The organism is Burkholderia sp. RF7-non_BP4 (assembly GCF_001521935.1).
In the GTDB taxonomy this organism is placed as follows: domain Bacteria; phylum Pseudomonadota; class Gammaproteobacteria; order Burkholderiales; family Burkholderiaceae; genus Burkholderia; species Burkholderia diffusa.
On sequence record NZ_LOTA01000010.1, the window covers coordinates 107,962 to 134,092 of the forward strand.

Sequence of the window (26,131 nt, forward strand, 5' to 3'; positions counted from 1 at the left end):
CGGACGAAAGCCGTCGAAATCGACAAGTCGAAGCATAGTGCTTCGCGTCGCGGGATCGAAATCGGCAGGGGCGGCGGACAAGTGTCCGTTGCGATGCTGGATTCCGCGTCGTCGCGCGTCAGGGGGATATGGCGAGGTCCGCGCGGCGGCGTGCGCCTGACCGGCCGTATGCGGCCGTCGGACAGCAAGAGGTGTCCGGATGCCTGAGGACGGGCTTCCAGCGCGCGACAGGCGGTCCAGGAGCCGCTCCCGGCCGGTTGCCGTACCCAAGTGTCGACCACGACCATCGCCCGCCACGGCGCCGCCGGCAACGGACGAAAAAAAACCAGCCACGGCCGAAACCGGTGACTGGTTTTGCAGTTCGGCGACATGGCGTCGGAGACGCCATGCACACCGGAAACGTACTTCTTAGAACTTGTGGCGAATGCCGACCGCGACCAGCTCGGCCGAGCTCTTGCCAGCGAAGCCGTACGAAGCGATCGACGCTTGCGCGCTTTGCTGCACGCCGTCGACGAGCTGCGTGCCGCTTGCGTGCTGGTATGCGCCAACCAGGTAGACGTCCGTGCGCTTCGACAGCGAGTAGTCCGCGCCGACACCGACTTGGTGGTACTTGGCCGACGTGTCGCCGCTAGCCTTCGTGTACGAGTAGCCGAGGCCCAGCAGCAGCGGCGGCGTGACCTGGTACGTCGCGAAGCCGCGGATCGTGTTGTACTTCTCGGTCGAGCCGAAGCCCGAGAACGCATCCGGCTTGTACTGTGCGTTGCTGTAGCCGACGCCGAACGTCACCGGGCCGAGGGCATACTGGCCTGCGACTTGCGCGATGGCGATCGACTTCGCCGTTGCGTAACCCGAGTTGATCGGGCCGTCGAAGATCGCGTCGGACGTCGTCGAACCCCAGCCTGCGCGGCCGACAGCCGTCGTCGGCGACGGGTTGGCTGCGTAGAAGTAGCCTGCTGCAACGCCAACCGGGCCGTTGTTGTAGGCAGCCGCGACCGACCACGTCTGGCCCGAACCCGTCTTGCCTGCAACGCCGCCGAGAGCGTACATGCCTTCGACCTGGAAGCCTGCCCAGACCGGCGACGTGTACTTGATTGCGTTGCTGACGCGCAGCGAGTTGTCGTTGTTGTCGACGTCGCCCGGCGTTGCCATCACGCTGCCGAAGTAGTTGTCAGCCGTGACTGCCTGGACCAGATCGACCAGCGGGTCATACTGGCGGCCGAGCGTCAGCGTACCGTACTGGGCGCTCTCGAGGCCGACGTATGCCTGACGACCGAACATGCGACCGCCCTGGTTCAGGTGGCCGGTGCCCGGATCAAAACCGTTTTCCAACTGGAAGATCGCCTTCAGGCCACCGCCGAGGTCTTCAGCGCCTTTCAGGCCCCAACGGCTGCCTTGCAGGTTGCCCGACAGCATTTGCCACGAGTTGTTGGCCTGGCCGTTGTTGCCGTGAACCCATGCGATCGACGTATCGATCACGCCGTACAGCGTGACGCTCGACTGAGCGTGAGCAGCGCCAGCGGCGCCCAGCAGGGCGAGCGAGAGGGTCGAGAGTGCGAGTTTCTTCATCGTTGAGTATCTCCACGCAAATGAATCGTCATTCGTTATTTGTTGCGGATTGGAGAATAGCTCAGTGCCATACGTGCAAGAAAGCTTAAAAAATAAAGTGTCTCGAAAAGGTAACAGCCGAAAAAAATCCATATATATCAAGGACATCAACGACTGTTCCTCTTTTTGAAATAGTTGACATTTGGTGCGCTGCGATTGTTGCAGCTGTTGATGCGCTCGGCAGGAGAAGGGCGGATTTCGCCGGTTCGTACGCGGAAATCGAGGCATGCAAACGTTTGCCGTTGCAGCGCGCATCGCCTGCCGACGCAAAGATCGCGTCAACGTGCGCGAATGCGTGGCGGGCGGGATGGTTGCGGAAAGGGAGACGGTCGCGTAGGGCGGCGATACGACGCGCGCGGCGCGACCGCGGGAAGCAATACGTGGGGAATCAGTCGCCGCTTGCGCGATCGGTCGGCGCGGCCGCGGCCGCAGTGTTGCCGGTGCGGCGATGCGCATCGCCGCGCGCGGCCGCGAATTCCGCGCCGAGCAGCAGCACGGCCGCCGAGAAGTACAGCCACATCAGCAGGACCGCGAACGATCCGGCCGCGCCGAACGCGCTGGCCGTGCCCGCGCGCGCGAGGTACAGCGCGAACAGCTTCTTGCCGCCCGAGAACAGGATCGCGGACACGATCCCGCCGATCGTCGCGTCGCGCCATGCGACGCGCGCATCGGGCAGGAACTTCATCAGCGCGGCGAACGCGCCCGCGAGCACCGCGATGCCGACGAAGAACTGCAGCAGATTGGTGATCACGACGTACGGCGAATCGCCGAGCAGCCAGGTGCCGACGAACGTGATCGCGGTATCGAGCACCAGCGACACGATCAACAGGAACGCGACGCCGAGCACGAGCCCGAACGAAACCAGCCGCACGCGCACGAGCCCGAGCATGCTCGACCAGCGGCTTTCCGTGCTCGGCCAGATCACGCTCAGCGCGGTGTTCAGCGACGCGAACGTCGCCGACGCGCCGACCGCGAGCGCGGCGAACGAGATCAGCGTCGCGATTCCGCCGCGCTCGCCCGCGCGATGCGCGTTCTGCACGATCGTCTGGATGCTGGCCGCCGCGTCGTCGCCGATCAACTGATGCGCCTGCTCGAACACCTGGCCGCGTGCGGCGTCGTCGCCGTAGAACCAGCCGGCCACGGCGATCACCATCACGAGCGTCGGCGCGAGCGAGAACGCGGAGAAGAACGCGATGCTCGCGGCCATCGCCGAGCAGCGGTCGGACGAGAAGCGCTTGAACGCATTGAGTGCCCAGTTGGCCTGTTGTTGCGCGAGACGGGTGGCTTCGGACGTGATCGGTCGTTTCATGACGGTTCGGTTGGGCGTTGTACGCGAGGACATCGGGGGATCAGACAAATCCGTATTGATCCGAGGATTCGATCATAGTTGCCTGAACTGTCTATAATTCCTTTCAGTTTCACCTCACCCCACAAAAACGCCGAGACCATCATGCTACAAATGTCCCGGCGCCAGTTCCTGAAGGTGACGGCCACGTCGCTTGCCGGATCGAGTCTTGCCCTGATGGGCTTTTCTCCGACGGAAGCGCTCGCCGAGGTCCGACAGTACAAGCTGGCGCGCACAGTCGAAACGCGCAACACCTGCCCTTATTGCTCGGTGGGTTGCGGCATCCTGATGTATAGCCTCGGTGACGGCGCGAAGAACGCACAGCCGAGCATCATCCATATCGAAGGCGATCCCGACCACCCCGTCAATCGCGGCACGCTGTGCCCGAAGGGCGCGAGCCTGATCGATTTCATCCACAGCCCGAACCGCCTGACGCATCCCGAATACCGCGCGCCCGGCTCGGACAAGTGGGAACCGATCTCGTGGAACGACGCACTCGACCGGATCGCGAAGCTGATGAAAGCGGACCGCGACGCGAACTTCGTCGAGACGGCCGAAGACGGCGCGAAGGTCAACCGCTGGCTGACCACCGGCATGCTGGCCGCGTCGGCGGGCAGCAACGAAGTCGGCTACCTGACCCACAAGACTATCCGTAGTCTGGGGATGCTCGCATTCGACAATCAGGCGCGTGTCTGACATGGCCCGACGGTGGCAGGTCTTGCCCCGACGTTTGGCCGTGGAGCGATGACGAACCATTGGGTCGACATCAAGAACGCGGACGTGATTCTCGTGATGGGCGGCAATGCAGCCGAGGCCCATCCGTGCGGTTTCAAGTGGGTAACGGAGGCGAAGGCGCACCGCAAGGCGCGGCTGATCGTCGTCGACCCGCGCTTCACGCGTACGGCCTCGGTGGCCGATTACTACGCGCCGATCCGCACCGGCACCGACATCGTCTTCCTGGGCGGTGTGATCAACTATCTGCTGACGAACGACAAGATCCAGCATGAGTACGTGAAGAACTACACGGACTTCTCGTTCATCGTGCGCGAGGATTTCGCGTTCAACGACGGCATCTATTCCGGCTACGATGCGGAGAAGCACGCGTACCCGGACAAATCGAGCTGGGACTACGAACGCGGCGACGACGGCTTCGTGAAGGTCGACCCGACGCTGCAGCATCCGCGCTGCGTGTATAACCTGCTGAAGCAGCACTACGCGCGCTATACGCCGGACATGGTCCAGCAGACGTGCGGCACGCCGAAGGAGAAATTCCTGAAGGTGTGCGAAATGCTCGCGACGACGGCCGTTCCCGGCCGCGCCGGCACGGTGCTGTACGCGCTCGGCTGGACCCACCATTCGATCGGCGCGCAGATCATCCGCACCGGCGCGATGGTTCAGCTGCTGCTCGGCAACATCGGCATCGCCGGCGGCGGCATGAACGCGCTGCGCGGCCATTCGAACATCCAGGGGTTGACCGACCTCGGGCTGATGTCGAACCTGCTGCCGGGCTACATGACGCTGCCGATGCAGGCCGAGCAGGATTTCGACGGCTACATCAAGAAGCGCACGCAGCTGCCGCTGCGACCGAACCAGCTGAGCTACTGGAAGAACTACAAGGCCTTCCACGTCAGCTTCATGAAGTCGTGGTGGGGCGATGCGGCGACCGCCGAGAACAACTGGGCCTACGACTACCTGCCGAAGCTGGACAAGCAGTACGACCTGCTGCAGGCAATCGAGCTGATGAATGCCGGCAAGATGAACGGCTACATCTGCCAGGGCTTCAACCCGCTCGCGGCGGCGCCGTCGAAGGTGAAGACGGCGGCAGGCCTCGCGAAGCTGAAGTGGCTCGTGATCATGGATCCGCTCGCAACCGAGACGTCCGAGTTCTGGAAGCATCACGGCGACTACAACGACGTCGATGCATCGAAGATCCAGACCGAGGTGTTCCGTCTGCCGACCACGTGCTTCGCGGAGGAAAACGGCTCGCTCGTCAGTTCGAGCCGCGTGCTGCAATGGCACTGGAAGGGCGCGGAGCCGCCGGGCCAGGCGCGCAGCGATCTCGAGATCATGTCGGGGCTGTTCCTGCGCATGCGCAAGATGTACCAGACGGACGGCGGCAAGTATCCGGATCCGATCGTGAACCTGACCTGGCCGTACGCGAACCCGGAAAGCCCGACGCCCGAAGAGCTCGCGATGGAGTTCAACGGCCGTGCGCTCGCCGACTTGCCCGACCCGAAGGATCCGGCCAAGACGCTCGTGAAGAAGGGCGAGCAGCTCGCCGCGTTCGCGCAGCTGAAGGACGACGGCACGACCGCGAGCGGCTGCTGGATCTTCTGCGGTGCCTGGACGCAGGCCGGCAACCAGATGGGGCGGCGCGACAACTCGGACCCGACCGGCATCGGTCAGACGCTGAACTGGGCGTGGGCGTGGCCGGCCAACCGGCGGATCCTCTACAACCGCGCGTCGTGCGACGTGAGCGGCAAGCCGTTCGACCCGACCCGCAAGCTGATCGGCTGGAACGGCAGCGCGTGGAAGGGCGCCGACGTGCCGGACTTCAAGGCCGACGAATCGCCCGAGAACGGGATGGGTCCGTTCATCATGAACCCGGAAGGCGTCGCGCGCTTCTTCGCCCGCGCGGGGATGAACGAAGGTCCGTTCCCCGAGCACTACGAGCCGTTCGAGACGCCGCTCGCGGCGAACCCGCTGCACCCAGACAACCCGCAGGCGCTGAATAACCCGGCCGCCCGCGTGTTCCCGGACGACCGCGCGTCGTTCGGCAAGGTGTCGGAGTTCCCGCACGTCGCGACGACTTACCGGCTGACCGAGCATTTCCACTACTGGACCAAGCATGCGCGTCTGAACGCGATCATCCAGCCCGAGCAATTCGTCGAGATCGGCGAAGATCTCGCGAAGGAAGTCGGCGTCGCGCACGGCGATCGCGTGAAGGTGTCGTCCAAGCGCGGCTACATCGTCGCGGTCGCGCTCGTCACGAAGCGGATCAAGCCGCTGACGATCGAGGGCAAGAAGGTCCAGACGGTCGGCGTCCCGTTGCACTGGGGCTTCAAGGGTCTGACGAAGCCCGGCTATCTCGCCAATACCCTGACTCCGTCCGTAGGCGACGGCAACTCGTACACACCGGAATTCAAGTCGTTCCTGGTGAAGGTCGAAAAGGCGTAAGGGGGAAGAGATGGCATTGCAATCGCTGGATATCAAGCGCGTCTCGGCCACCACGACGCCACCGCCCACGGTGCGCGAACCGGTGACCGGGAGCGTCGCGAAGCTGATCGACGTATCGAAGTGCATCGGCTGCAAGGCATGCCAGACGGCATGCATGGAATGGAACGACCTGCGCGACGAAGTCGGCACCAACGTCGGCGTGTACGACAACCCGTCCGACCTGTCCGAGCACTCGTGGACGGTGATGCGGTTCTCCGAATACGAGAACCCGGCAGGCGACCTCGAGTGGCTGATCCGCAAGGACGGCTGCATGCACTGCGAGGATCCGGGCTGCCTGAAGGCGTGCCCGTCGCCGGGCGCGATCGTGCAGTACAACAACGGGATCGTCGATTTCCACGAGGAAAACTGCATCGGTTGCGGCTATTGCGTGACCGGCTGCCCGTTCAACGTTCCGCGGATCTCGAAGAAGGATCATCGCGCATACAAATGCACGCTCTGTTCCGATCGTGTCGCGGTCGGCCAGGAACCGGCCTGCGTGAAGACCTGCCCGACGGGCGCGATCGTGTTCGGCACCAAGGAGGACATGAAGCAGCACGCGGCCGAGCGGATCGAGGACCTGAAGGAGCGCGGCTTCGAGCATGCGGGGCTGTACGACCCGCAGGGCGTCGGCGGCACGCACGTGATGTACGTGCTGCACCACGCGGACAAGCCGTCGCTGTACCACGGCCTGCCCGACAATCCGTCGATCAGCCCGATGGTGAAGCTGTGGAAGGGCATCGCGAAGCCGCTCGCGGTCGCCGGGCTCGCGCTGACCGCGCTGGCCGGGTTCTTCCACTACACCCGGGTCGGTCCGAACGAGGTCAGCGAGGACGAGGAAGCCGCCGCCCGCGACGAGGCGCGACGCATCAAGGAGGACGCAAAATGAAGCACGACGACCCCAACCTGATCGTCCGCTACACGCCGAACGAGCGCACGAACCACTGGATCACCGCGATCACGTTCGTGCTGCTCGCGCTGTCCGGGCTCGCGCTGTTCCATCCGTCGATGTTCTGGCTCACCGCGCTGTTCGGCGGCGGCCAGTGGACGCGGATCCTGCATCCGTTCGTCGGTCTCGTGATGTTCGTGTCGTTCGCGATTCTCGTGGTGCGCTTCTGGCACCACAACGTGCTCGACGCGGATGACCGGCAATGGCTGAAGCAGATCGACGACGTGCTGACCAACCAGGAAGACAAGCTGCCGCCTGTCGGGCGCTATAACGCCGGACAGAAGCTGCTATTCTTCACGTTGGTGGCGTGCCTGCTGTTGCTCCTGCTGTCGGGGATCGTGATCTGGCGACGCTACTTCTCGTTCTACTTCCCGATCGGGATGATCCGCGCGGCGGCCGTCGTGCATGCCGTGGCGGCCTTCGTGCTGATCGCGAGCATCATCGTGCACATTTACGCGGCGTTGTGGGTGAAGGGCTCGATCGGGGCGATGGTGCGCGGCACCGTCACGCTGGGCTGGGCCCGCAAGCATCACCCGAAGTGGTTCCGTGAAAGCGTGAAATAACGCACGGGAGCGGGGCGGTACGCCGATTGCGGCGCGCCGTCCCGCCTGCCGCCGGGACTGCCTGAAGAGCGCCGATCCGTCGGCGCTTGTTTTTTTGGATGACATTTTCGTGACACAACGCATTCTCGAACCGACCGAGATCTCGACGCTCGATCATTCGGCCATTCCGCGCTTTCGCCTGCCGGAGCGCGACACCGTGTTTGCCGCGCGTGCCGCACGGCTGCGCAAGCTCGCCGACCTGAACCCGATCAGCGGCTACCTGCGGCTGATGGCGACCGTCGCCGATGCGCAGCACGCGACGCTGCAGGCGCTGAACCTGCCGATGCCGTCGCCCGAAGCGATCGCGCGTGCACAGCAGCATTCGATGCCGCTCGTGCCGGCGCTCGACGGCGAGCGCAACCCGCAGTGGCGGGCCGTGCTGTACGAACTGCTCGACCGCGTCGAAAGCGCCGGGCTCGTCAATCCGTCGCTCGCGAAGCTGCTCGACCGGCTGCGCCTGATGGCGCCCGCCGAACTCGACGCACAGGCCGACGCGATCCTCGCGCTGCGCTTCGCCGAAGTCGATCCGGCCACCGCGCCGTTCCTGATGGCCGCGTTGCAGGTCGTCTGGACCGATCTTGCGAGCCGCGTCGCACCGGCCGACGTCCCGTATCTCGACCAGCCGGGGCTGTGCCCCGTGTGCGGCTCGCATCCGGTCGCGAGCGTCGTGCGCGTGGGCGGCCAGTTCCAGGGCTACCGTTTCCTTCAGTGCGGGTTGTGCACGACCGAGTGGCACATGGTGCGCACGAAATGTTCGCACTGCGACTCGACCAAGGGCATCGCCTACCACGGGATCGAGGGCGGCAGCGAAGCCGTCAAGGCCGAGTCGTGCGACGAATGCAAGACCTATCGCAAGATCGGCTACCAGGACAAGGACTACGAGTTCGAGCCGCTGGCGGACGATCTCGCGAGCCTCACGCTCGATCTGCTGATGAACGAAGCCGGCTACCAGCGCAGTTCGCCGAACCCGCTGCTGTGGCCGGACATGTCGCGCGAAGCGGAGTGACGGCAGGGCAGCCGGGGCGGGCGCGCGAGCGCCGGTGCCGGCTGCCCCGCCGCGCATGGAAATGGAGCCACCATTACGTGACCGAACCGGGTTTGAATGAATTGAATGCCGTCCTCGCGCGCGTGCCGTCGGTGGAGCGCGTGCTGTCGTCGGCACCGCTGCAACCGCTGCTCGCCGACCATGGCCGCACCCGCGTGCTGAACGCGGTGCGTGCCGAACTCGAACGCTGGCGCACCGCCGCTCAGCAGAATCCGTCGGCGGCCGAGCCGCTCGACGAGCCGCGCATCGCCGCGGCTGTCGCCCGCACGCTGGCCGCACAGAACGCGGGCACCGTGCGCCCGGTGTTCAACCTGACGGGCACCGTGCTGCACACCAATCTCGGGCGCGCGTTGTTGCCCGACGACGCGGTGCGTGCGGTGGTCGACGCGCTCACCCAGCCCGTCAACCTCGAATTCGATCTCGCCACCGGCCGCCGCGGCGATCGCGATGACCTGATCGACGATCTGCTGTGCGAACTGACCGGCGCGGAAGCCGCGACCGTCGTCAACAACAATGCCGCGGCCGTGTTGTTGACGCTGTCCGCGCTTGCACCGAAATGCGAAGTGATCGTGTCGCGCGGCGAGCTGGTCGAGATCGGCGGTGCATTTCGCATTCCCGACATCATGAGCCGCGCGGGCGCGAAGCTGCGCGAGATCGGCACGACCAACCGCACCCATCTGCGCGACTACGCGGATGCGATCGGCCCGCGCACGGCGATTCTGATGAAGGTGCACTGCAGCAACTATGCGATCAGCGGCTTCACGAAGGAAGTGACGCTGGCCGAACTCGCGCCGCTCGCACGCGAGCGCGGGCTGCCAGTTGCCGTCGATCTCGGCAGCGGCACGCTCGCCGACCTGACGCAGTGGGGCCTGCCGCACGAAACGACCGTGCAGGAAACCGTCGCCGCCGGCGCGAACGTGGTCACGTTCAGTGGCGACAAGCTGCTCGGTGGGCCGCAGGCCGGCCTGATCGTCGGCGATCGCGCGCTCGTCGCGAAGATCAAGAAACATCCGCTCAAGCGCGCGCTGCGCGTCGGCAAGCTGACGCTCGCCGCGCTCGAACCCGTGCTGCGGCTCTACCGCGCGCCGGAATTCCTGCGCGAGCGGCTCACCACGTTGCGCTTGCTGACGCGGCCTCAGCGCGATATCGCCGAGGCCGCCGAGCGCGTGCGCCCTGCGTTGCAGGCCGCGCTCGGCAGCGGCTTCGACGTGACGGTCGAGCCGATGTTCAGCCAGATCGGCAGCGGTGCGCTGCCGATCGATCAGTTGCCGAGCGCCGGGCTCGTCGTGCGCACGCCGGACGGCAAGCGTGGCGGCCGCGCGCTCGCGCAACTCGAGAAGAAACTGCGCGAATGGCCGCGTCCGGTGATCGGCCGCATCGCCGACAACGCGCTGCGGCTCGACCTGCGTTGCCTCGAAGCGGCGGACGAAGCGGCATTCGTCGCGCAATGCGTGCAGGTCGCGGGGCCGGCTGCATGATCGTCGGTACCGCGGGGCACATCGACCACGGCAAGACCACGCTGGTGCGCGCGCTGACGGGCGTCGATACCGACCGCTTGAAGGAAGAGAAGGCGCGCGGCATTTCGATCGAACTCGGCTATGCATATACGCCGCTCGAGAACGGCGACGTGCTCGGCCTGATCGACGTGCCGGGCCACGAGAAGCTGATTCACACGATGGCGGCCGGCGCGTGCGGAATCGACTTCGCGCTGCTCGTGATCGCCGCCGACGACGGCGTGATGCCGCAGACCCGCGAGCATCTCGCGATCCTGCAACTGCTTGGCGTCACGCATGGCGCGGTCGCGCTGACGAAGTGCGATCGCGTCGACATCGCACGCCTGTCGGCGGTGCGCGACGAGATCGCCGCGTGGCTGCACGGCACGACGCTCGATCGCGCGCCGATCTTCGAAACCTGCGCGACGCGCGAGGACGATCCGGGCGGCGCCGCATTGAAGCGCCATCTCGCCGATGCGGCGCTCGCGTGGCGCGCACGTCGCGACGACGGCCTGTTCCGGCTCGCGGTCGATCGCGTGTTCACGCTCGCCGGGCAGGGCACCGTCGTGACGGGTACCGCGTTCGCCGGCCGCGTGGCGACCGGGGACACGCTCGCGGTCGTGCGCACCGGCGCCGCCGCGCGCGTGCGCAGCATCCATGCGCAGAACCGGCCGGTCGGCGCGGGCCGCGCTGGCGAGCGCTGCGCGCTGAACCTGGCCGGCGTCGACAAGGCGGACGTCGAGCGTGGCGATACCGTCGCGGACGCGCGGCTCGTCGCGACGTCGCCGCGTCTCGACGTCGACCTGACGCTGCTGGCCGATGCGGGGCTCACGCTGACGCACTGGGCGCCGCTGCACGTGCATCTCGGCACGCTGCATCGCGTCGCGCACGTCGCGCTGCTCGACGGCGATACGCTCGCGGCCGGCCAAAAGATGCGCGTGCAACTGGTGTTCGACGAACCCGTGTTCGCGCTGCCGGGCGATCGCTTCATCGTCCGCAATCCGCAGGCGACGCGCACCGTCGGCGGCGGCCGCGTGCTCGACCCGTTCGGTCCCGCGCGCAAGCGCCGCACGCCCGCGCGTCGCGCATGGCTCGACGCACTCGCGGCATGGCTTGACGAAGGGCGGCTCGATGCGCTGCTTGCGCAGGCGCCGCTCGGTATCGCACGCACGATGCTCACGCACCTGACGGGCTTCGCGCCCGATGCGCTCGCGTTGCCGGACGACGCCCTGGCGATCGGCCAGCGCGAGCGTGCGTCGAACGACGGCACGGTGATCGCGCGCGCGCACTGGCATGCGCTGCAGGCGCGGGCGATCGACACGCTGCGCGCGTATCACGAGCGCGTGCCGGACGAGCAGGGGCTCGATGCGGCGCGCCTGCGACGGATGGCGGCGCCGCTCGTCGGCGATGTGCCGTGGCGCGCGTTGGTCGATGCGCTGGTGGATGGCGGGGAGGTCGCGCGAAGCGGGCCGTGGCTGCATCTGCCGGCGCATGCGGTGAGTTTCGATGCGCGCGAGGAAGCGCTGGCGCAGCAACTGCTGCCGCTGATTCATGCGGGGCGCTTCGATCCGCCGTGGGTCCGCGATCTGGCGCGCGACACGGGGGCGGCCGAGGATGCCGTGCGCACGCTGCTGCGCAAGCTCGCGCGGCGCGGCGACGTGCATCAGGTCGTGCGCGACCTGTTCTATCACGCGGATGTCGTGCGCGAACTGGCCGGGCTGGTTGCCAATCTCGCGCCGACGCGTGGCGGCGGGCTCGATGCGGCGACGTTCCGCGACGCGACCGGGCTCGGCCGCAAGCGGGCGATCCAGATTCTCGAATTCTTCGATCGGGTTGGGTATACTCGCTTCCACCGCGATCTTCACTTCCTGCGGCCTGATAGCGGTTGGATGGGTGTACAGGCGTAGGCGCTCGTTGTTCTTTTGGTTTTTTCCCACGGAAGGCATTCGTATCCGGTGGTACGGCCGGGCTTCAAACCCGGTTGGGGGTGTCAGACACTCCCGGGTCAGTTCGACTCTGGCTGCCTTCCGCCACATTGGTTTTCGGCGATCCAGGCGCTCCATCGGGAGCGCCTTGTTTCGTAAGTGGGGCGGGTTTTTTTGCCCGTATCGTGTCGGCGCTCTACGATTGGCCGGTCTTCTTGATGGCTTCCGCGAGCCGGGCAGTTATCCGGCGAGCGCATCGCGCGAGTGTCGAACGAGACTGCAACGATGGATTCTTGGCTTCGACCGAGCGACGATGTCCATGTGCGCCTGCAACATCTCCCGACCTACGTCTACGTATTGTTCTGCGGGCTGGTCCATATCGGCGTGACGCACACGCGTTCGATGCCCGGGGCGTTGCCCGAAATCGCCCTCATGCCGGATAATCGCCGCATTATCCCGACAGAACGCGTATCACGCGGGTGCCAAGGATGTCTGAAGAATACGAAGTTCATGGTCCTCACGACCATGCGGTGGAACATCACGCGGCTCACGATGGCGATCACGGTACGTCGCGCATCGCGGTGCTGACGGCGGTGCTTGCCTGCTTCGGCGCGATATCTGCCTATCAGAGCGGTGCCGACGAAAGCCTTGCGTTGCTCTACAAGAATGACGCCGCGATCCGGAAAACCGAGGCTGCGAACCAGTGGGCCTACTATCAGGCGAAGGGCAACAAGCAGAACCTCGCCGAACTCGGTGCGGCGTTGAGCCCGGAGACGTCGCAGCAGCGAAAGCGGTTCGAGACGGATGCCGCGAGATACCGCGCCGACAAGGAGCCGATCCGGGTACGTGCCGAGGCGCTGGAAAAGGAAGTCGAGAAGAACAACGTGGCGAGTGAGGAGCGGATGCACCGACACCATCGATGGTCGCAGGCGACGACCATCATCCAGATCTCGATCGCACTGGCGGCGATCACGATTCTCACGCGACGGTCATGGATGCAAGGTCTGTCGATCGGCGTGGCCGCGATTGGCATCGTGATCGCGGGCTTGGCCTTCTTTGGGGTTTGATCTACGATTTCCGCCGATGGCTTGGGATTGGAATTCCGTAAAAAGCGGACACGGGCGCTATGCAAGCTGGGCGGTTACCAGATGCACGTAATGCCTCGCGGATGCCGCGTACGAAATATGCGTCGACCGCCGGATGATCCTGTGGCTCGGATTCGAGAAGGTAGACCGACGTCTTGACGCCGGCCTGGGCCTCGAGCGCTGCCCACTCTAATGCGCCGCATTGTTTGGCGCCGCTCATCGTGACGTTGCAGAAACGGCGAAGATCCGGATGCATGAAATAGCCGTTCTCGTCTCGTATGACGGGAATCGGCTGGAGAACGTTTCGGGTAGCCATGGCAATGGTCGTCAAACAGGAGGGATTGGGAGCGCGATGATTTCCGTAAGGTCATGAATGTAGACTTCGGCGGCTGTCAGGACGAAGTCGTTCGCACGCCAGCGATTTACGTTCTCGATCCTGAAAACCCTGGCCGACGGAATGTTCTTGGCGAAAAGATCGATCAATGCAGCACGGCTGGCATCGCAGTCGGCGATCGCCCATTGTCTGTCATCCCGAACGATTACGAAGCCTCGGTTGCGCAAGCTATCTATTCGCGCTGCGTCGTTCCGCTTGTCGAAGGCAGGCGTGTCCGAGTCGGGGGGGCGGGACTCCAGCGTTGAGCCGAAACGAGAATTTGCCATGACAGGTACCGTAGGCGCCGAATTCGAGGTCGTGCACATAGCCGAATCCGTCGCGGTTCCACCACTTCTTGAGGTGAAGGGCGATGTTCTTGATGGCGTGTTGAGTGATCTCCGGGGACGCCGTGTTGCCAAGCTGCGTCTCGAGATCACGAATGCGCTTGTTGGCTGCTCGAAGGTGTAGGTAACGCTGCTCGCGCTCCCTTGAGGTAAAGGTGTCGACGCCCATTAGGCTGCATAGCCCGGCGAGACTGAACTCGGCCACTTTGATACAGTCGGTCGCCAGTTCGAGTTGAATGTCCGGCCCTTCTTTTATGAGAGTCAAGACTGTTCCGATCGCGTGAAATATGTCAGTGACTTTGGTCTGCGCGGCTTCGAGCCGATCGGCAGACAAATGGAGGGTTGCTGCATGGGTCATGGTCTATCTCTGGTGGATCAGATCAATGGCTGCGTATTCGGCTGACAGCTTTTACAAATCGACATCACATCGTTTGCAGTACGAAAAAGAGCGGGTGCCATGAAAATGGACACCCGCCGTAAAATTGCCCCTCGGGATCGAGTTAGGAGGGGCAATGGAGGTCGGTCAGATCGTAATATCAAAAAAGCAGCGTTGTCCATCAGAGAAGCATCTGCGCCAAATGGGTTTCGCGCAGTTTGCTTTGCGCTGAAAAGTTACCGTGCGACAGCGGAACGCCCCCATGTCGTAGGTGCATCGCTCAGGCCGAAAGCGAGTGCGCCGCCGTTCTTGACCTGATCCAGGTCGAGCCAAGTGCTGTTCAACGCCGCGCCGTTCAGTGTGGCGTTTTTCACGTAGGTGAAGTCCGGATTGTCGGCGTCAATCGCGAGCATGTTGCCGTTGCCAAGTTTAATCAGCGCATGCTGGAACAACGGGCTCGTCAGCGTAAAGCCGGGAACAGCCGGAACTTCCGGGTAAAGGCCAAGCGCCGCCCAGACGAACCAACCGGACATTGCACCCTCGTCGTCGTTGCCTGGCAGACCGGATGCGGCCGTCGTGTACTGTTGGTTGACGATCCGGCGTACGACTTTTTGCGTCCGGTCCGGGCGGCTTGTCCAGTTGTAAATCCACGGCGTTGCAAACGACGGTTCGTTTCCGATCCACATGTGCTGACTGCCTTCACCCGCATTCAGGAAGCGGTTGAACATATCGAGCCGGGGCACGACTGCGCTGTCACCACCGAGGACATTGATCAATCCCGGAATGTCGAACGGCACCATCCACGTGTATTGTTCGACGTTTCCTTCGACTTCCTTGTAGGCGTCCGCCACCCAGCTACCATCGCCTTTTCGATCCGACAGGCGCGCCAACGTAGTGCCGTTATAACCGGGAGCAGACGGATTGATCAGATTTTTCCAGTTTGCTGAACGCTTGAGCAGTTTCGCCGCGTTACTGCTGTCGCCGAGCGCTTGCGCGAAACGGGAAATCGCATAATCCGTTGCTGCATATTCCAGCGTCGTCGATGCGGGGCCGTTGCTGACGGTTTCCGGGGGTAGGTAGCCATATTTGATGTAATCGGAAAGTCCGGGGAGCGCAGTAATTCCGTTACACGAGGTGGCGACACCGTTTGCCGTATCGAGCATGATCGACAACGCCTTTTTCGTATCGAAGCCGGTTGCGCCGTACATGTAGCTCTGCGCAACAAGAATTGACGCGCCGTCCCCCGGCATGACGTCGCTGTTCGTGCTGGCTTCAACCCATTTCGGAAAGCTGCCGCCGCACACGTTGGCATCGTCGACAAGCGACTGCATCATGTCGCTTGCTGCAACCGGTTTCAGCCACGCAATCATCGGCATCAGCGACCGGTAAATATCCCAGGTGGAAAACGTGGTGTAGTGGCTGTGACCCGTTTGAACTTTGGCTGTTGTGCCATCCATCGCCAGATATTCGCCGTTCGCGTCATTGAAAATGCTCGGTGCAAGGAGCGCGTGATATAAGGCCGAATAGAACTTCTTCAGATTTTCGTCGCTGCCACCTGTCACCTGGATTGCGTTCAGTTCCTTGTTCCAAATTGCATCAGCCTGCGACGCAAGTTGGTCGAACGTTTGTGATCCGCTCTCTTGCTGCAGATTTTCCTTGGCATTCTTGATGCTGACGTACGAAATGCCGACCTTCATGTTGACCGGCTTGGATGGCGAAAATGTCAATTTCGCACTATCACCACTTATGCTTGGTTTGAAGTCCTGATCAAATTTAATATAAAAATTGATCGTGTAAGTCTGGCCATTGCTGCAGAAGCCGCCGCCTGTCAACGTGCCTTGCAACGCTTGTGAGTCGTCCGGGTCGATGGCAATTGAACCGTCACCCGCGTTTTCGGTACTTTCTGCAGAAATATTGAGTTGTCCGATCTTGCCGTCCGGCCACGCGAAACGTGCGGCGCCGGAACGTAATGTTGCCGTCAGTTCGGTACGGATGCCGTTGTCAAAGGTCACGCCGTAGTAGCCGGGCTTCGCGGTTTCGTTCGAATGCCTGAACGACGAAGGGCCATCCTCGCCGGCAACGGTCGGAAATACCGGCAACGCCCCACCTGCGCTACAGCCGACACCACTCAGGTGCGTGAGACTGAAACCCGTGATTTGCGTCTGACTGTAATGGTAGCCGGGCGGACTCCACACGTTGGGAACGGGCGGAGTATCCGGCCCCCACTGAACCATGCCGGACGGCAACGTAGCGGCAGGCGTCGTAAATCCACCGAGCAAATCTTCAGGGTGAGCTTCGGCTTTCGCAATGTCGGGATCGATCGGCGGCACTTGATCGGTGCCGATCATCGGGTCGACATAGCGCGTCAACTGCAAATCCTTGACGGACGGTGTCGGATTGGACGGCGTACCGGGATTGGATGGATTCGACGGAGAGCCGGGATTCGATGGCCTGCCGGGATACATCGGTGAATGATCTGCAGGCGGGCTATCAGCCGTATCGCCGCCGCAACCGGTGCTCAACATTGCGGCCGCGACTGCGGCCACGATCCAGCGTGTGCTATTTGTCACCTTCGGTCTCCTTGTTGGAAATTGTTGTCCACCTCCCTGGTGTTACGGAATATTACAGAGCCGTCGGTTTATCAACTATCAGATGTCTCCCTGATTTTTTGTTTGTTTTGCTAAACATGACGTACTGAATGAAACTTCGGACGAAATGTACGCAGCGGAGCAGATGATTCGCGGCAGCCGCGCCGGACCGTGTTTGGGAAGAGCAGTTTCAACTGCAGAACGGTAAGCAGTGCGAAGAGCAGGGTGGCCTTGCCGCGATGCCGCCTTGATGTGCGAGAGTGGGTGGTGCGTGCCGGCTTCGAGAAGCGGCAGCGAGGGTGTAGCTCGAGGTAACGGCGCGCCTGAACGTTGGGGCACCGGAGTGTTTTCTTCCGGGCTCGAGTGCGAGATCGACGCGCGCGTTTCCGCGATATCTCGGATGTCCAACGCGAAGGGTGATTCGCGATGGACAGAACCGGTGGTGTTCCGGGCGAGCACATACGTCTGCCCGAACCGGCGATCGTGGCGGGCGCGGTGTCGATGGGGCTCGCCGCGTACCCGTTGCTGCACCGTTGAAAATCAAAGGCCCGCGTACGCGGGCCTCGTTCAATCAGCAATTGCCTTTCTTTGCCTGTCCGGGCGGGCAGAACCCGTTCCCCGGCCCGCCTTGCGGTGCGACGACCACCGGCGGACCCGGAACATATGCGACGCACCCGCTGAGCGCGCCGACCACGCTCGCCGCCGCGAGCAATGCGATAACCCCTTTCTTCACTTCGTTCTCCCGTTTATTGATGAAAGGGCCGTGCGGCCCTTTCGATGATGCTGTCGATGCGTCAGAAACTGAAATTGACGTTCGACTGGCTGGTCGTTGCGTTGACGTTCGTCGATTGCGTTGCGCCCGACGCTGCGTCCGCCTCGATCGTATATTGTGCCGCGGCGCCCGGCGATGCAGCCAGCGCGACCGGCAGCGATCCCGAGTAAGTGCCGACGATCGGCGCGGCCGTGGGTACATTGAGCGCGTACGCTCCCGTATCCATGTTCGCGTTGATCGACGTGATCTCGTACGCTTTTGCATCGACGGTCTGCAGTGCCCGCACGAACGCGTCGGCGCTTGCCGTCACCGTGCCGCTGACCGTGCTCATCGTCGATGCCGGCAGCGCGATCGGCGCGTTCGACGTCGACACCGCCGTGGTCGTATTCACGACGACCGGAACCGAGCGCACGATGCCGGACGCGAAGTTGTTCTGCACGACCACCACATCGTAGTTGCCTTGCGTCGAGCTCTGGATCAGCGGCGACAGCACGAACTTCCCGGTACCATCGGCAACCGTGCCGCGGACCACCTTGCCGCCTTGTTCCGCATACACGGTCGCGCCGGCTTCGGCCGATGCGACGTAACCGGAGATCGCGCCGCTCACGACGGTCGGGATCGCGGTGACGACCGGCTTCAGCGCATACGTGCCGTTGCCCCGTTGGACGATCGACTTGCACGCGTTGAAGTCGAGCACGAGGTCGACGAGCGTGTTCGGTTGAACCGTGAAAGGCTGGATGATCTTGTAGCCGCTTTGCGTCGCGCTCGGCGTTGCAAGCGCCTGTTCCGTGCCGCCCGTCGGGACGACCGAGTTCGCGAGGGTGTTGCCCTGGTTCTGCGCGAGAACCAGACGGACCTGTTGATACTGACCTGCCGGCAGCGCCGTCTGACCGATATCGGCGAGCACGCCGTTGGTCAGCGACAGCAGGTCGATCCTCTGCGGTGTGGCCAGCGTGATCGTCGACCAGCCGGCGTCGTTGTCGGAAGCATTCCCGTTCGCATTGACGCGAACCTGCGAGACGGTGATGAAGACATGATCGAAGCCGCATGAAGGCGCATCGGTCATCGCGACATGCAGCGTGCCGGTTTGTGGGCCGCTATCATCGCCGCCGCCGCATCCCGCGAGCGCGAGCGGCACCGCTGCCGCACATAGTGCGGCCTTCCAGAATGAATGGTTCATTGTTTTGTCCCCCTCCAGGAAATTATTGTGGATGCAACGAAGCATAGCGTCGGGGAATGCCCACAGTATGGACAGCTTTGAAACGAACCGTAAATTCTGCGTCGGAGCGTAAGGGGAGGCGCTTCTCGACCGGTATTCGCGACCCGGTGGCACGTATTGCGGCGCGCGGGGAATGAATCATGCTCCGAACCGATCGGCGAGAACGAGTGTCGCCGGAACACCGCCCAATTCGCGATCGGCGAAAACTTGATCGGTGAAAGCACTGAATCCGCCCTGATTATTTCGCCGCTATAGTCGAAGCACGAACGGTGGTCGCGAGCGACATGCGCCGCCCCCGTTCAGGTAACGACTGAAGACGGGTGCTGTATGAAAAACACAATCGAAAAGACCACCGGACCGGTATGGGGTGTGGCGGCAGGCGTGCTCCTGGCTGCCGCGGGACTGAGTCTCGGCATTTTCCCGAAATCGCTGAACAGCATGGGAACCGCAAACGACTTCATGGCATCCGGCGTCGCGATGCTGGGGATCTTCCTCGTCGTCTATTCGACACACGAACTACGACGAAAACGCCTGAACTGAGCGTCGGGGCACCGTCGACCCGCGCAGAACGCTCCGGGCCAATTGCCGGCTCAGGAATGCGCGCGCCCGTCGGTGGAGCCGGAATCGACCAGCAGGTCGTCGACGATGATTTCGCCGGCCGCCCGGCCGGCGCGCAGCGCGTCGAGGGTGTCGTCGAACAGGCGGCCGCCATCGTCGCCGAGCCGGACCGGCGCCAGCAGGCGCGGCGCGATGCCGGCCGCGCGGACCTGCACGACCGCCACGAATCCGAACCGAAGCGTGGCGGGTGGCGGCGCGTGGTCGCGCGGTTCGTCGAGCCGAAATTCGCAGCGGACATCGATGGTGTATCCGCGGTAGGTGTACGCACTGTTCATCTGCAGCTCGCTCGAAAGGGAACGCGACGACGGACCGTGGGCGCATGATATCGGCTCGTGCGAGCCGGCGGGGGTGGGGTGTCTACTTACTTGAGGATTTCGTGCCGGTAGACGAGCTCGACGATGCGCTTCGTCGGGATGCTCGCGCGCAGCGCATCGACGTTGTCGATGCGAAACCACTTGCACTTCTCGATCTCGTTGCTCGCCTGGGCGTTGTGCTCCGGGCCGACTTCCGCGAAGAACACGTGGTGCACCTTCGCGAGCCCGGTGAACTGCATCGAGTAGACGAGGTTCTGGCCGACGATGCCGGTTTCTTCCAGCAGTTCCCGATGTGCGGCCTCGAGTGGCGTTTCGCTGCGCTTGATCGTGCCGCCGGGCAGCGCCCAGCGCGACGAAACGCGCGCAACGAGCAAGACCTGTCGTTCGCGGTAGCAGACGACGGTCGCGCGTTCCTTGACGAGGACCGCACTGGCTTCCGGCGCATTGGTGGAGACGGGGGCTTGAGACATGCCCCGATTCTAGCGAGACTCGGGCGCCCGGCCAAGCCGGAGCCGCCGAGCGCGACGCGGCCCGTCGGTCGGGCCGCGTCGTCACGGAATCCGTAGCGTTACTTCCGTTCCGGCAAGAACCAGTTCATCACGAGCGCGCAGATGCCGCCCGTCGCGACGCCCGATTCCAGCACGTTCTTCAACGCATGCGGCAGGCTGTTCAGGATGTCCGGCACTTGCGACACGCCGAGGCCGAGCGCGAGCGACACCGCGATGATCAGCAGCGCGCGGCGATCGAGCTGGATGCCGGACAGGATGTTGATGCCCGATGCGGCCACCGCGCCGAACATCACCATCGCCGCACCGCCGAGCACGGGCTCCGGCACGGCCTGCAGCGCGCCCGCGACGACCGGGAACAGGCCGAGCACCACGAGCATGCCCGCGATCCAGATGCCGACGTAGCGGCTCGCGACGCCGGTAATCTGGATCACGCCGTTGTTCTGCGCGAACACGGAGCTCGGGAACGTGTTGAACACGCCGGCCAGCAGCGAGTTCGCGCCGTTCACGAGCACGCCGCCCTTGATCCGCTGCATCCACACCGGCCCCTCGACCGGCTCCTTGGAGATCTTGCTGGTGGCGGTGACGTCGCCGATCGCCTCGAGCGACGTGACGAGGTAGATGATCAGCATCGGCACGAACAGCGACCACGAGAAACCGATGCCGAAGTGCAGCGGCGTCGGGACCTGGAACAGCGCGGCCTGATGCACACCCGTGAAGTCGAGGCGGCCGAGCACCGCGGCCGCGGCATAGCCGATCGCGAGCGCGATCACGAGCGCGGTGCTGCGCACCCACACGATCGGCACGCGGTTCAGCAGGATGATCGTGCCGAGCACGAGGCACGACAGCGTCAGGTTCTGGGCGCTCGCGAACGTGCCGTTGGCCATCGCGCCGTAGCCGCCGCCCATGCTGATGAGCCCGACCTTGATCAGCGTAAGGCCGATCAGCAACACGACGATGCCGGTGACGAGCGGCGTGATCAGGCGCTTCACGAACGGCAGGATGCGCGACACGCCCATCTCGACGAACGAACCGGCGATCACGACACCGAAGATCGCGGCCATCACGGTCTCGACCGGCGTGCCCTGCTTGACCATCACGCTGCCGCCGGCGATCAGCGGCCCGACGAAGTTGAAGCTGGTGCCCTGCACGATCAGGAGGCCGGCGCCGAGCGGACCGAAGCGCTTGCACTGCACGAAGGTCGCGATACCGGAAATCACCAGCGACATCGACACGATGAGGGTCGTATCGCGGCTCGATACGCCGAGCGCCTGGCAGATCAGCAGGCCGGGCGTGACGATCGGCACGATGATCGCCAGCAGGTGCTGGAGCGCCGCGACGAAGGCGACCATCGGCGCGGGCCGGTCATTGGGGCCATAGACGAGGTCGCGCGACGAATCTGCGTCGTCGGCGCCGTGGGAGGCGGATCGGGCGTGGGAGGCGGGTTGCATGGCGAGCGGGCCGGACAGGATGGAAAGTGCGGCATTTTAGCCGAAGGGCTCGCCGGCGCCGTCGGGCGCGTTGCGTTGGCCGCGCTTCGGTGCGCGGGGCGCGCGGGCCGCCGGATACGCGCGTTTGCACACGTCGATGACGGCCTCGCGCAGACGGCGATGCACGGGGTCGCGCTGCATCCGCGGATGCCAGAGCGCGGAGATCAGGATCTCGGGCAGCCGGACCGGTATCGCGAAGCTGCGCAGCCCGAGCGCGTCCACGAGCCCCGGCGTGAATGCGTTGCCGAGGCTCGAGCGCGGCACGAGCGCAATCAGGTCGGTGCCGGCCGCGACGCGCATCGCATCGGGGTAGCCGGGCACCACGACCTGCACGATATGAGCGGGCGCGAGCGTGTCTGCCGGATCGTTCGCCGGCCCGCCGAAGTCGCCGAGCTGCGATGCGATCACGTGGCGGCAGGCCGCGTAGCGCGCAGGCGTGATCCTGGCCGCCGCGAACAGCGGATGCCCGGCGCGTGCCACCGCGACGTGTCCGTCGTGAAAGAGCTCGCGTGTGTGCAGCTCGGGCGCGTCGTCGCCGCGCTTGCCGATTTCCAGGTCGACCGTGCCGTCGCGCAGCGGCCTCGGATCGCGGTCGAGCCTGGCGACGAAACGCACGCGCACGCCGGGTGCGATGTCGCCGATCGCGGCGACCACCGGGCCGGCGAGCATGTCCATGAACGACGCGGCCGCCCGGATGGTGAACGTGGACGACAGCGTGGCCATGTCGACGTCGGCCGAGGCCGGACGAAGCACGGCACGCGCATCGCTCGCGATGGCGTGCACGCGATCGCGCAATGCCGATGCGTGCGGCGTCGGCACGAGCCGGCGTCCGGCACGCACGAGCAGTGGATCGCCCGTGGCGGTGCGCAGCCGCGTGAGCGTGCGGCTCATTGCGGAAGTGCTCAGTCCGAGCCGGCGCGCGGCGCCGGTCACGCTCCCTTCGGTCAGCAGCACGTCGAGCGCGGCGACGAGATTCAGGTCGATGTCTTCCATCCGGACAGCATACGACATCGCACGATGTGATAGGGCGTTCGATGCAACTATCGATTGAGTCCGGTGCGTCTGGTGCATGCGATGGGGTGCGCCTATAGTGGCCGGATGACGAACTCCGGCAAAGGTGAAATCCATGCAATCGACCGTATCGCCCCCCAGGACACCTTCGATCCTGCTCGTCGCGGCCTCGCGCGGCCTCGGGCTCGCGATGGCGGAACAATTCCTGGACAAGGGCTGGCACGTCACCGGAACCGTGCGCACGGCATCGGCGCGCACGCAGCTGCACGCGCTCGCCGAACGCTTCGACGGACGGCTCGAGATCGAGACGCTCGACATCTGCGCGCCGGAACAACTGGCCGCGCTGCGTGCGCGCTTGTCGGGCCGGCGCTTCGACATGCTGTTCGTGAACGCCGGCACGACCAACGACCCGAACGAAACGATCGGCGACGTCACGACCGACGAATTCGTGCGCGTGATGATCACGAATGCGCTGGCGCCGATGCGCGTGATCGACACGCTGCAGGATCTCGTGACCCCGGATGGCCTGATCGGCGCGATGTCGTCGGGGCAGGGAAGCGTCGCGAACAACGTGAGCGGCATGCGCGAGGTCTACCGGGGCAGCAAGGCCGCGCTGAACCAGTTCATGCGCAGTTTCGCGGCGCGCCAGGCCGGCACGCCGCGCGCGATGGTGCTGATGGCGCCGGGCTGGGTCCGCACGGAACTCGGCGGGCCCGATGCGCGATTGACGATCGACGAAAGCGTGCCGAGCCTCGTGAACGTGTTGATCGGGAAGCAACGGCGCGCGGGGCTCGAATACCTCGATTACCAGGGGCGCACCGTGCCGTGGTAGCGGCCGGTGCAGCGGCGCGCGTGACGATGCGCTGCGCACGCGGCGCCGATTCAATACAATGCGACGTCGGGGCGTCGGCGCCGCGTCGGGCCGCCGACCGCCACTTTCGGCGCGCAATCGCGCATGGTGGAATGACGGCCCGTCATGACGGGCCGCTGGCGAATACGGAGCGCAGCATGAACGAACCTTACCTGCAGGTCATCGCGCATTTCTTCGCGAAACCCGGCAACGGCGACCGTGTGATCGAACTGCTGGCCGAACTCGCGCCGGCCACGCGCACCGAGCCGAAAAACCTCGACTATGAATACTTCCGGTCGCCGGTCGATCCCGACCACATCGTGATCCTCGAGCGCTATCGCGAGGCCGACGGCCTCGACGTGCATCGGGAAACGCCGCATTTCCAGCGGATCGGTGTCGGTGCGATCTTTCCGTTGCTCGATCGCCGCGACGTGACGCGCTTCGTGGTGCAGCCGGACACCGGCACGGCGACGCCACCGGGAGGCATCCGATGAACCCGTTTCAATTCCGTACCGTTCCGACGCAGATCGTCGAATTCGGCGCTGCTCGCCGGCTCGGCGCGCTGTTGCGCGAACGCTTTCCGGCGCTCGCGCGGCTGTGCGTCGTCACCGATGCGTTCCTGCATCGCAGCGGCGTGCTCGCGCCCGCGCTGCAGAGCCTCGCCGCGCACGGCTGGCAGGTGACCGTGATCGACGACGTGATCGCCGATCCGCCCGAGCACGTCGTGCTCGAAGCGACCGCGCGGGCGGTGGCGGCCGATGCGGAAATCGTGCTCGGCCTCGGCGGCGGTTCGTCGATGGACGTCGCGAAGCTGATCGCGGTGCTCGCGCCGGGGCGGCAGGCGCTGGCCGACATGTACGGCGTCGACAAGGTTGCAACGTCGCGGCTGCCACTCGTGCAGATGCCGACGACGGCCGGCACCGGCTCCGAAGTGACGGCCGTGTCGATCGTCACGGTCGGCGAGGCGCGCAAGATGGGCGTCGTGTCGCCGCACCTGTTCGCGGACGTCGCGATCCTCGACGCCGAGCTGACACTCGGGCTGCCGCGCGCGGCCACGGCCGCGACCGGCATCGACGCGATGGTGCATGCGATCGAGGCGTATACGTCGTCGCGGCTCAAGAATCCGGTGTCCGACATGCTGGCCGTGCAGGCACTGACGCTGCTGTCGCGCAACCTGCTGAAGGCATGCGACGACGGCGGCGATCGCCACGCGCGCGAAGCGATGCTGGTCGGCGCGATGTTCGCCGGCCAGGCATTCGCGAACGCGCCGGTCGCGGCCGTGCATGCGCTGGCCTATCCGGTCGGCGGCATTTTCCACGTGCCGCACGGGCTGTCGAACGCGCTCGTGCTGCCGCATGTGCTGCGCTTCAACGCGCCGGCTGCCGCGCCGCTGTATGCGGAACTCGCGGCGATCGTCGCGCCGTCGGCGACGGGTAGCGACGAAGCGAGAACGCAGGCGTTGATCGACGAGATCGATCGCCTGATCGTCGCGACGGGCATTCCGCGCACGCTGCGCGAGGTCGGCGTCGGCGAGGGCGACTTGCCGAGGATGGCGTCGGACGCGATGCTGCAGACGCGCCTGCTCGTGAACAATCCGCGCGAAGTCACGGAAGCCGACGCGCTGGCGATCTATCGGCAGGCGTGGTGATCGCGGCGCGCTTGCCGTGCGCGAGCGCATTGCCGCAGGCCGGTGCCTGCACGACACCGATGCCGCCGCCGGCCAGGATCGTGTCGAACATCGGGCGTCAGTGGCGCGTCGCCGTCACTGTCTGGATAAAAGGCTCATGCAACCGACAGGAGACGACATGACGCAACGGGACGAAGCAGCGCGCACGCGATGCGTCGCGTGGCAGAACACGCAAACCTGGCAGGCGGCCGAATGGTGCCGGCTCGTCGAGACGCATGCAGGCATCGACCTGTCGGGCGCGGTCGCGGGCGCGATCGACGGCACGCCGTTTCGCGTCGACTATGCGATCGCGTGCGGGGCCGACTGGCTGACGCGATCGGCGCACGTGACGTACTGGCTCGGCGCAGCGCCGCCACGGCGGCTCGCAATCGAACGCGACGCAGGGCGCTGGACGATCGACGGCGTCGACGCGCCGGCCCTCGCGGGCGCGACCGACATCGATCTCGGCTTCAGTCCGTCGACCAATACGCTGCCGATCCGGCGTCTCGGGCTGGCGGTCGGCGCGTCGGCCGTCATTCACACGGCCTGGCTGCGTTTTCCGGCGTTCGAGATCGTGCGCGGCGAGCAGCGCTATGCGCGCACGGCGGAGCACGTTTACCGCTACGAGAGCGGCACGTATGCGGCCGATATCGCGGTCGACGATGCGGGCCTCGTCACCGATTACGACGAGTGGCGGCGCATCGGCGCGACGCGTTCGCCGTAACGCGGCGCAGCGACGGCG

The 26,131-nt window shown here is 64.8% G+C and carries 23 protein-coding genes and 1 tRNA gene; 13 read left to right on the forward strand and 11 right to left on the reverse strand.

Translation table 11 applies throughout. The features are described from left to right. Positions 1–408 precede the first annotated feature (408 nt). A complete protein-coding gene (locus WS49_RS04315; RefSeq protein ID WP_059524787.1) occupies positions 409–1,566 on the reverse strand; it encodes a porin in 1,158 nt (385 codons plus the stop codon). A 427-nt stretch (positions 1,567–1,993) separates the two neighbouring features. Next, positions 1,994–2,914, reverse strand: a complete 921-nt coding sequence (locus tag WS49_RS04320) for a YihY/virulence factor BrkB family protein (protein ID WP_059524789.1) — start codon at positions 2,912–2,914, stop codon at positions 1,994–1,996. Between the two features lie 141 nt (positions 2,915–3,055). Here WS49_RS04320 and fdnG point away from each other — a divergent pair, with 141 nt between their 5' ends. The 8 genes from fdnG to WS49_RS04365 all read left to right on the forward strand — a co-directional run bounded on the left by fdnG (position 3,056) and on the right by WS49_RS04365 (position 13,244). Next, on the forward strand, positions 3,056–6,127 hold the full coding sequence (gene fdnG, locus WS49_RS04330; protein ID WP_156437126.1) for a formate dehydrogenase-N subunit alpha: 3,072 nt from the start codon (positions 3,056–3,058) through the stop codon (positions 6,125–6,127). A 10-nt stretch (positions 6,128–6,137) separates the two neighbouring features. Continuing rightward, positions 6,138–7,052 (forward strand): formate dehydrogenase subunit beta, encoded by a 915-nt coding sequence (gene fdxH, locus WS49_RS04335; protein WP_059524795.1) that lies wholly within the window; start codon positions 6,138–6,140, stop codon positions 7,050–7,052. Continuing rightward, positions 7,049–7,675: a formate dehydrogenase subunit gamma gene (locus WS49_RS04340; RefSeq protein ID WP_059524797.1), complete on the forward strand. Its 627-nt coding sequence runs from the start codon at positions 7,049–7,051 to the stop codon at positions 7,673–7,675. The genes fdxH and WS49_RS04340 overlap by 4 nt, the downstream gene beginning before the upstream one ends. 109 nt (positions 7,676–7,784) lie before the next feature. Then, positions 7,785–8,720, forward strand: coding sequence for a formate dehydrogenase accessory protein FdhE (fdhE, locus tag WS49_RS04345; protein WP_179949242.1), 936 nt, complete (start codon positions 7,785–7,787; stop codon positions 8,718–8,720). A gap of 77 nt (positions 8,721–8,797) precedes the next feature. After that, a complete protein-coding gene (selA, locus tag WS49_RS04350) occupies positions 8,798–10,237 on the forward strand; it encodes an L-seryl-tRNA(Sec) selenium transferase (protein ID WP_059524801.1) in 1,440 nt (479 codons plus the stop codon). Then, positions 10,234–12,159 (forward strand): selenocysteine-specific translation elongation factor, encoded by a 1,926-nt coding sequence (gene selB, locus WS49_RS04355; RefSeq protein ID WP_059524803.1) that lies wholly within the window; start codon positions 10,234–10,236, stop codon positions 12,157–12,159. Before selA ends, selB begins: the two co-directional genes overlap by 4 nt. A gap of 30 nt (positions 12,160–12,189) precedes the next feature. Further along, a tRNA-Sec gene (locus WS49_RS04360) sits at positions 12,190–12,285 on the forward strand. A gap of 380 nt (positions 12,286–12,665) precedes the next feature. Beyond that, the gene (locus tag WS49_RS04365; protein ID WP_059524805.1) at positions 12,666–13,244 is read left to right on the forward strand and encodes a DUF4337 domain-containing protein; all 579 of its coding nucleotides are present in this window, start codon (positions 12,666–12,668) and stop codon (positions 13,242–13,244) included. 1 nt (position 13,245) lies between these two features. On the opposite strand, the gene WS49_RS34800 is transcribed toward WS49_RS04365, so the two are convergent. The 5 genes from WS49_RS34800 to WS49_RS04385 all read right to left on the reverse strand — a co-directional run bounded on the left by WS49_RS34800 (position 13,246) and on the right by WS49_RS04385 (position 18,895). After that, positions 13,246–13,578 (reverse strand): hypothetical protein, encoded by a 333-nt coding sequence (locus WS49_RS34800; protein WP_156441340.1) that lies wholly within the window; start codon positions 13,576–13,578, stop codon positions 13,246–13,248. An 11-nt stretch (positions 13,579–13,589) separates the two neighbouring features. Then, entirely contained in the window at positions 13,590–13,823 is a 234-nt protein-coding gene (locus WS49_RS04370) for a hypothetical protein (RefSeq protein ID WP_059524807.1), read from the reverse strand. 1 nt (position 13,824) lies between these two features. Continuing rightward, complete coding sequence (locus WS49_RS04375; protein ID WP_059524809.1) at positions 13,825–14,337, reverse strand: hypothetical protein; 513 nt, start codon at positions 14,335–14,337, stop codon at positions 13,825–13,827. A gap of 254 nt (positions 14,338–14,591) precedes the next feature. Then, on the reverse strand, positions 14,592–16,925 hold the full coding sequence (locus WS49_RS04380; RefSeq protein WP_156441341.1) for a GH92 family glycosyl hydrolase: 2,334 nt from the start codon (positions 16,923–16,925) through the stop codon (positions 14,592–14,594). A gap of 812 nt (positions 16,926–17,737) precedes the next feature. Next, the gene (locus tag WS49_RS04385; protein WP_059524813.1) at positions 17,738–18,895 is read right to left on the reverse strand and encodes a DUF4382 domain-containing protein; all 1,158 of its coding nucleotides are present in this window, start codon (positions 18,893–18,895) and stop codon (positions 17,738–17,740) included. A gap of 366 nt (positions 18,896–19,261) precedes the next feature. On the opposite strand from WS49_RS04385, the gene WS49_RS04390 reads away from it, so the two are divergent. Further along, positions 19,262–19,474 (forward strand): hypothetical protein, encoded by a 213-nt coding sequence (locus WS49_RS04390; RefSeq protein WP_059524815.1) that lies wholly within the window; start codon positions 19,262–19,264, stop codon positions 19,472–19,474. Between the two features lie 50 nt (positions 19,475–19,524). Here the strand turns inward: WS49_RS04390 and WS49_RS04395 are convergent, their stop codons facing one another. The 4 genes from WS49_RS04395 to WS49_RS04410 form a co-directional block, all read right to left on the reverse strand. After that, positions 19,525–19,827 carry a hypothetical protein gene (locus tag WS49_RS04395; RefSeq protein WP_059524817.1) on the reverse strand — a complete coding sequence of 101 codons (303 nt, stop codon included), beginning with the start codon at positions 19,825–19,827 and terminating at the stop codon, positions 19,525–19,527. Positions 19,828–19,913: 86 nt separating this feature from the next. Beyond that, positions 19,914–20,336, reverse strand: coding sequence for an NUDIX hydrolase (locus WS49_RS04400; RefSeq protein ID WP_059524819.1), 423 nt, complete (start codon positions 20,334–20,336; stop codon positions 19,914–19,916). A 98-nt stretch (positions 20,337–20,434) separates the two neighbouring features. Then, positions 20,435–21,823: a nucleobase:cation symporter-2 family protein gene (locus WS49_RS04405; RefSeq protein WP_059524821.1), complete on the reverse strand. Its 1,389-nt coding sequence runs from the start codon at positions 21,821–21,823 to the stop codon at positions 20,435–20,437. 36 nt (positions 21,824–21,859) lie between these two features. Then, a complete protein-coding gene (locus WS49_RS04410) occupies positions 21,860–22,855 on the reverse strand; it encodes a LysR family transcriptional regulator (RefSeq protein ID WP_059524823.1) in 996 nt (331 codons plus the stop codon). Positions 22,856–22,988: 133 nt separating this feature from the next. Between WS49_RS04410 and WS49_RS04415 the strand changes: the two genes are divergently transcribed. The 4 genes from WS49_RS04415 to WS49_RS04430 all read left to right on the forward strand — a co-directional run bounded on the left by WS49_RS04415 (position 22,989) and on the right by WS49_RS04430 (position 26,113). Next, positions 22,989–23,705 (forward strand): SDR family oxidoreductase, encoded by a 717-nt coding sequence (locus WS49_RS04415; RefSeq protein WP_059524825.1) that lies wholly within the window; start codon positions 22,989–22,991, stop codon positions 23,703–23,705. Positions 23,706–23,881: 176 nt separating this feature from the next. Further along, positions 23,882–24,217: a putative quinol monooxygenase gene (locus WS49_RS04420; RefSeq protein WP_059525651.1), complete on the forward strand. Its 336-nt coding sequence runs from the start codon at positions 23,882–23,884 to the stop codon at positions 24,215–24,217. Further along, positions 24,214–25,371: an iron-containing alcohol dehydrogenase gene (locus WS49_RS04425; protein WP_059524826.1), complete on the forward strand. Its 1,158-nt coding sequence runs from the start codon at positions 24,214–24,216 to the stop codon at positions 25,369–25,371. Before WS49_RS04420 ends, WS49_RS04425 begins: the two co-directional genes overlap by 4 nt. A 157-nt stretch (positions 25,372–25,528) precedes the next feature. Further along, the gene (locus tag WS49_RS04430; RefSeq protein ID WP_059524828.1) at positions 25,529–26,113 is read left to right on the forward strand and encodes a putative glycolipid-binding domain-containing protein; all 585 of its coding nucleotides are present in this window, start codon (positions 25,529–25,531) and stop codon (positions 26,111–26,113) included. Positions 26,114–26,131: the final 18 nt, after the last annotated feature.

What these genes read in the sequence shown, in the direction of transcription:
- WS49_RS04315 (WP_059524787.1), bottom strand. Translation starts at nt 1,566, where the DNA reads ATGAAGAAACTCGCACTCTCGACCCTCTCGCTCGCCCTGCTGGGCGCC.
- WS49_RS04320 (WP_059524789.1), bottom strand. Translation starts at nt 2,914, where the DNA reads ATGAAACGACCGATCACGTCCGAAGCCACCCGTCTCGCGCAACAACAG.
- fdxH (WP_059524795.1), top strand. Translation starts at nt 6,138, where the DNA reads ATGGCATTGCAATCGCTGGATATCAAGCGCGTCTCGGCCACCACGACG.
- WS49_RS04340 (WP_059524797.1), top strand. Translation starts at nt 7,049, where the DNA reads ATGAAGCACGACGACCCCAACCTGATCGTCCGCTACACGCCGAACGAG.
- selB (WP_059524803.1), top strand. Translation starts at nt 10,234, where the DNA reads ATGATCGTCGGTACCGCGGGGCACATCGACCACGGCAAGACCACGCTG.
- WS49_RS04365 (WP_059524805.1), top strand. Translation starts at nt 12,666, where the DNA reads ATGTCTGAAGAATACGAAGTTCATGGTCCTCACGACCATGCGGTGGAA.
- WS49_RS34800 (WP_156441340.1), bottom strand. Translation starts at nt 13,578, where the DNA reads ATGGCTACCCGAAACGTTCTCCAGCCGATTCCCGTCATACGAGACGAG.
- WS49_RS04375 (WP_059524809.1), bottom strand. Translation starts at nt 14,337, where the DNA reads ATGACCCATGCAGCAACCCTCCATTTGTCTGCCGATCGGCTCGAAGCC.
- WS49_RS04385 (WP_059524813.1), bottom strand. Translation starts at nt 18,895, where the DNA reads ATGAACCATTCATTCTGGAAGGCCGCACTATGTGCGGCAGCGGTGCCG.
- WS49_RS04390 (WP_059524815.1), top strand. Translation starts at nt 19,262, where the DNA reads ATGAAAAACACAATCGAAAAGACCACCGGACCGGTATGGGGTGTGGCG.
- WS49_RS04395 (WP_059524817.1), bottom strand. Translation starts at nt 19,827, where the DNA reads ATGAACAGTGCGTACACCTACCGCGGATACACCATCGATGTCCGCTGC.
- WS49_RS04400 (WP_059524819.1), bottom strand. Translation starts at nt 20,336, where the DNA reads ATGTCTCAAGCCCCCGTCTCCACCAATGCGCCGGAAGCCAGTGCGGTC.
- WS49_RS04405 (WP_059524821.1), bottom strand. Translation starts at nt 21,823, where the DNA reads ATGCAACCCGCCTCCCACGCCCGATCCGCCTCCCACGGCGCCGACGAC.
- WS49_RS04410 (WP_059524823.1), bottom strand. Translation starts at nt 22,855, where the DNA reads ATGGAAGACATCGACCTGAATCTCGTCGCCGCGCTCGACGTGCTGCTG.
- WS49_RS04415 (WP_059524825.1), top strand. Translation starts at nt 22,989, where the DNA reads ATGCAATCGACCGTATCGCCCCCCAGGACACCTTCGATCCTGCTCGTC.
- WS49_RS04420 (WP_059525651.1), top strand. Translation starts at nt 23,882, where the DNA reads ATGAACGAACCTTACCTGCAGGTCATCGCGCATTTCTTCGCGAAACCC.
- WS49_RS04425 (WP_059524826.1), top strand. Translation starts at nt 24,214, where the DNA reads ATGAACCCGTTTCAATTCCGTACCGTTCCGACGCAGATCGTCGAATTC.
- WS49_RS04430 (WP_059524828.1), top strand. Translation starts at nt 25,529, where the DNA reads ATGACGCAACGGGACGAAGCAGCGCGCACGCGATGCGTCGCGTGGCAG.